The sequence below is a fragment of the Asticcacaulis biprosthecium C19 genome (assembly GCF_000204015.1).
Taxonomy (GTDB): Bacteria; Pseudomonadota; Alphaproteobacteria; order Caulobacterales; family Caulobacteraceae; genus Asticcacaulis; species Asticcacaulis biprosthecius.
This window is the reverse complement of record NZ_GL883077.1, coordinates 761,207-766,339: the sequence shown is the minus strand read 5'-3', so window position 1 is coordinate 766,339 and position 5,133 is coordinate 761,207. Positions and strand designations below refer to the sequence as shown.

At 61.4% G+C, this 5,133-nt stretch carries 3 protein-coding genes; 1 reads left to right on the top strand and 2 read right to left on the bottom strand.

All coding sequences use genetic code 11. The features are described 5' to 3' along the window. Window positions 1-149 precede the first annotated feature (149 nt). Window positions 150-2,081: a M1 family metallopeptidase gene (locus ABI_RS03920; RefSeq protein WP_006271540.1), complete on the bottom strand. Its 1,932-nt coding sequence runs from the start codon at window positions 2,079-2,081 to the stop codon at window positions 150-152. Window positions 2,082-2,242: 161 nt separating this feature from the next. Next, window positions 2,243-4,063: a DEAD/DEAH box helicase gene (locus tag ABI_RS03915; protein WP_006271539.1), complete on the bottom strand. Its 1,821-nt coding sequence runs from the start codon at window positions 4,061-4,063 to the stop codon at window positions 2,243-2,245. Between the two features lie 445 nt (window positions 4,064-4,508). On the opposite strand from ABI_RS03915, the gene ABI_RS03910 reads away from it, so the two are divergent. Beyond that, the gene (locus ABI_RS03910) at window positions 4,509-4,937 is read left to right on the top strand and encodes a hypothetical protein (protein WP_157138685.1); all 429 of its coding nucleotides are present in this window, start codon (window positions 4,509-4,511) and stop codon (window positions 4,935-4,937) included. The last annotated feature ends 196 nt before the right edge of the window (window positions 4,938-5,133 follow it).

Here is a 5,133-nt window from a genome sequence, read left to right as displayed (position 1 = left end):
AGCTTTTTAACCACGACCCACACGAACAGACACAAACCTATAGCGTTCAAACCGCGAATGCAGGTTATGTAGTTGCGAATAGCCTGCCGCGCATATGTTCGTGTGGTTCGTGGTTAAACCCTTACTATAGGCGCCGCGACACCGGTCGATCAGGACGTTCCGACAACCTTGTCGACATTCGCCCGCGTCATCTCATGATAGCCCGGCCGTGCCTTGGCGTAGACGCGCTTGGCCATTTCGACGCCCCAGTCGGGCTGCTCCATCAGGCTCTGGTACAGCGGCTTGCAGAACTTGTTGCGGCCTTGGCTCAGCAGGAAGGTTTCGACCATTGGCAGGGCCGGCTCATAGCGGTGCTTGATCGACAATTGCAGCCATTCGAACAGGATTTCCGAATTCTTCGAACGGCTGAAGTCAAACCGCACATCCAGCGCCGCCATCTGCTCGACGGTCAGACCGGCCGGCAGCTTGCGCAGGAAATTCACCCACTGCAGCGTTCCATAATCGTCAACCTTCAGCGCCGCGGCGTCACCACCGGCCGCAAAGCCCTCGGCATCGGCCGTGACCTTGTCGAGCAGAGGCGACGTAGGCACCACGACATTGTCCGGCAGCCCCGGCCCATACAGCCATTGCTGGATCTTCAGCTGCTTTTCCAGTTCACCGTCATTCTTGAGCAGGTGCACACGCAGATCTGCGACGAAGGCGTCGGTGGTCATGCTTTCGAAGGCATAACGCTCGAAGTAGCCCTTGAGGTAGGCGTCCAGCTTCTTACGGCCGAAATGGGCCTCCAGCATGCGCAGGAAGGCCGCACCCTTTTCATAGGGAATGTCGGAGAAGTAGTCGGCCGGATCGATACCCTTCAGGTTGGGATGCAGCCGGGTAAAGTCGGGCTTGGTCTCGGCCAGGGTCTTCTGCAGATCCTGATAGCCCAGCACCTTCAGCATGTCAGCGCGGTCCTTGCCGTAGACCTGCTCCATGATGCGGTTCTCGAAATAGACCGTGAAGCCTTCATTGAGCCAGAAGTCCGACCAGGTGGCATTGGTCACCAGATTGCCCGACCAGGAGTGGGCCAGTTCGTGCGCAATCAGCGACACAAGCGAACGATCGCCAGCCAGGATGGTGGGGGTGGCGAAGGTGACCATCGGGTTTTCCATGCCGCCGTAAGGGAAGCTGGGCGGCAGGACCAGGACGTCGTAGCGGCCCCAGCGATAGGGTCCATACAGCTTCTCGGCCGCGGTCAGCAGGGATTCCATGCCCTCCAGTTCGTAGGCCGACTTGTCCAGCATCGACTTTTCGGCATAAACGCCGGTACGCGGTCCCAGTTCCTTGAACCCGATATCGCCGATAGCGATGGCGATCAGATAGGGAGCAATGGCCTGGTCCATCTCGAAGCGATAGGCGCGCTGCGATGCGCGACCGGGGACCGCCTCACCCTTCGGCGTCAAAGCCTTGGCCGCCATGACGACGCTGAGGTCCGACGGCACAACGATGCGGGCGGTATAGGTCTGGCGAATGGCCGGCGAATCCTGGGTCGGGATCCAGGTGCGCGTGCGAATCTCCTGGCCCTGGCTGAACAGGAAGGGCCTGGTCTTACCGGCGGTCTGGGACGGGTCGAGCCATTGCAAAGCGGCGCTGTCGGCGGAGGTTTGGTAATGGACGATGATCTTCTGGGCGCCCTGGGGCAGTTCGATGGCCAGGGCTGATCCCATCATCGGGTCGTCCTTGCCGATGGAGTATTTCAGCGGCGCGCCCGAGGCGTCGGTGACCTTGTCGATCTTCAACGCCTTGACGTCGAGGATGACCTGCTTGGCATTGGCCTCAGTCGTCAGGGTCAGGGTGGCCGTGCCCTTGAACAGCTTTTTGGCAAAGTCGGCGGTCAGGTCGACATCGATGTGGTTGACCCTCGCGACCTGGGGCTTTGCATAGGAGTGGTCGTCGACCGTGGCCTTGACGATGGCTTCGACGGAGGTATCGGACTTGGTCTGTTGGCAGCCGGTCAATGGCGCGAAAACGGCAAGGGCGCACAAAGCCGCCAGCACGGCGCCGGCACGTTTGAGAATAGTCCCGCCCGCCTTGAGATTCATGAAGGTTCCCGCAACACAGACCCGAAAAGCCCTTGTAACGGATAAAGCCTGCATCACACAACTGTGAAATTCTGGCGTGAAATTCCGGCAAAAAAAACCTCCGGGTCAAGGGTCCTGGGACCCTTGCCGCCGGAGGCTCTTTCTTTACTTATAGTTGGCGCTTAGCCCTTGCTGCGGCGCTTGAACTGGGCGCCTTCGGTGCGGGCCTTGGGGGCTTCGGAGTAGTGCGCCGGGTTGGCGTTACCCTTGAAGCCGCCCGCCTTGAAGCCACCGGTCTTGGGGCCGCGGTTGGCGGGCTTGGGGCCACGGCGATCGTCAGTGCGACCTTCCGTACGCGGAGCATGATCGCGGGAAGCGTGTTCACGCGAAGCGTGCTCACGGGAAGCATGCTCTCTGGGCGCATGCTCTCTGGGCGCATGCTCACGGCGATCGCCGCGCGGTGCGTCCTTGGACCAATCCTTCTTGAACGGCTTCTTGCCCAAGAACTTACCTTCTGGCTTGGCCGGACCGTTGGAGGTCGCCGCGATCGGACCGCGTTCGGTCGCCATCGGATCGTAACGGTCAGCGCGGGGTTCGGCGCGGACAAACGGCTTGGCGTCGCCGTCACGTGGGGTGAAGGGCTTCTTGTCGGCGAACGGACGGCCGCCACGGGCGCCCGAACCGGTACGGTTGCGGCTGCGCTTGTGCACGAATTCGGCGTCCGGATCGCTGTGGCGCGGACCGTCGTCGCGACGCGACGACTGGCCGGGCTTGGGGTCGCCCTTCTTGCGGTGCTCGGGCAGACGGTCCGGTGTCGACGGCTTTTCGGTCTGGCCCGACGCCAGGATCGCTTCGTCCAGCAGCTTCAGCGCCTGATCCTTGCGGCGGTCGAACGACGGGATGCGCTGACGCGTCACGCGCTCGATGTCCTTCAGCAGACGACGCTCGTCATCGGCGCAGAGCGTGATCGACACGCCCGACTTGCCGGCGCGCGCGGTCCGGCCGATGCGGTGGACATAGGCTTCGGCGACGTTGGGCAGTTCGTAGTTGATAACGTGCGAGACGTTGTCGACGTCGATGCCGCGGGCGGCGATATCGGTGGCGACCAGGGCGCGGACCTTGCCGGCGCGGAAGGCCTGCAAGGCGCGTTCACGCTGCGACTGGTTCTTGTCGCCGTGGATGGCGGCGGCTTCGACGCCACCGGCCTGGAGATAGGCGGCAACGCGGTCGGCCGAACGCTTGGTGCGGGTGAAGACCAGAGTGCGTTCCAGCACGGCGTCGGCATACATTTCCGACAGCAGGGCGCGCTTGCGCTGGGCTTCGATGAACAGAACCTGCTGCGACACGCGCTCGGCGGTCGTGGCTTCCGGGGTGATTTCGACGCGCTTGGGATCGGTCAGCAGTTCCGAGGCCAGGACACCGATTTCCTTCGGCATGGTGGCCGAGAAAAACAGGTTCTGACGCTTCTTGGGCAGGCGCGATGCAACCTGGCGGATCGGCTTGACGAAGCCAAGATCCAGCATCTGGTCGGCTTCGTCGAGGACGAAGCATTCGACCTGGCTGAGATCGACCGTCTTCTGTTCGATATGGTCGATCAGGCGGCCCGGCGTACAGACCAGGACGTCGAGGCCACCCAGCAGGGCCTTGTATTGCGGGCCGTACTTGACGCCGCCGTAGATGGTCGCGATCTGCAGGCCCATGCCCTTGGAATAGGTCTTGAAGCTTTCGGCGATCTGCGACGCCAGTTCGCGCGTCGGCGACAGGATCAGGGCGCGGACCATCTTCGGCGACGGCATTTTACGGTTGGACAGCAGGTGCTGGAGGATCGGCAGGGCGAAGGCCGCCGTCTTGCCGGTGCCGGTCTGGGCGATGCCCAGCAGGTCATGGCCTTTCAGCAGGTAGGGGATGGCCTGGGCCTGGACGGGAGTCGGCTTTTCGTAGCCTTCGCGTTCCAGGGTCATCAGAAGGGTGGGCGACAGGCCCAGATCGGAGAATTTGGTCACGTAACGTGCTTTCAAACAAAGCGGGCATGCAACAACAGTCCATGCCCGGTCCTGAGGCTCAGGACGGGTGGGGACGAAGCAAGTGCGTGTACGGACTTCGAATGTGGGGCAGGCGCAACCTAAAGGTGGCCTTGGATAGCTGGCGATATGTAGTCGTAAACGACCATACCTCACGCGGCCAGCGGGCGCCAAAATTGGCGCTGCAAGTAGATTTCGCAGATGCGAAGCGTGCTCAATGACGGCTAACGATGTAAATGTCAAGGGCCATCTGCAAACTACCTCGCGCGGAAATCGTGTAGGCCTTTCGCGTTTGCAAACCCTTTATCAACCATAGCCATGTAAGGTTCTGAACCTTGAGCCGCTTATGCTTATCGCTTCGCGCTCGGCCTGTACCCTTACCCTTACCTTGTCAGACTTCGCACCCGGCCCAATCGAGCCCCTACCCATGTCCGATCCTCACCGGTCCTCCAAAGCCGAGATCATAACGCCCGACCAGTATGCCGACCGGCGCTCTGAGCCGCGGACGCATTGCGATGATCGTGGCGCCCTGCTCTTTCTGTCGACCCATCAGGTGGTCCCGTGCCGCATCATGGATCAATCGGCGTCGGGCGCGCGGGTGTCAATGGCCGCGATCGGCGACCTGCCGGCGGAAATCTGGCTGATCGACCTGGACCAGAATTCGGTCCGCTGCGGCAAGGCGGCGTGGTCCATGCCCAACCGCATGGGTCTGAAATTTTCGTTCGTCACGAGCCTGACACCCGGCGACGCCAAACCCGCCAAGGTGCCGCAGGAGGTCTATGACGCCTGGAAGCGCCTGACCGGCCAGGACGACACCCCGAACCAGGACGACGACGACGTCCTGTATTTTGATTAGGTCGGAAGTCCGTTCATTTTCAAATGGCTGAAATTCAGCATCTTCTCTCTCTCCCCCACTTGAGGGGCTATCGAGTTAACAAACCTCAGAGTCCCTGTCCTCCAAGTTGCGGCATCAAGGTCGAGCCTAAAAAAAATTAGGAAAATAAATAACTTATACCTCTCCGTTATACGGGGAGCGGGGCGGCCCGTGCCGT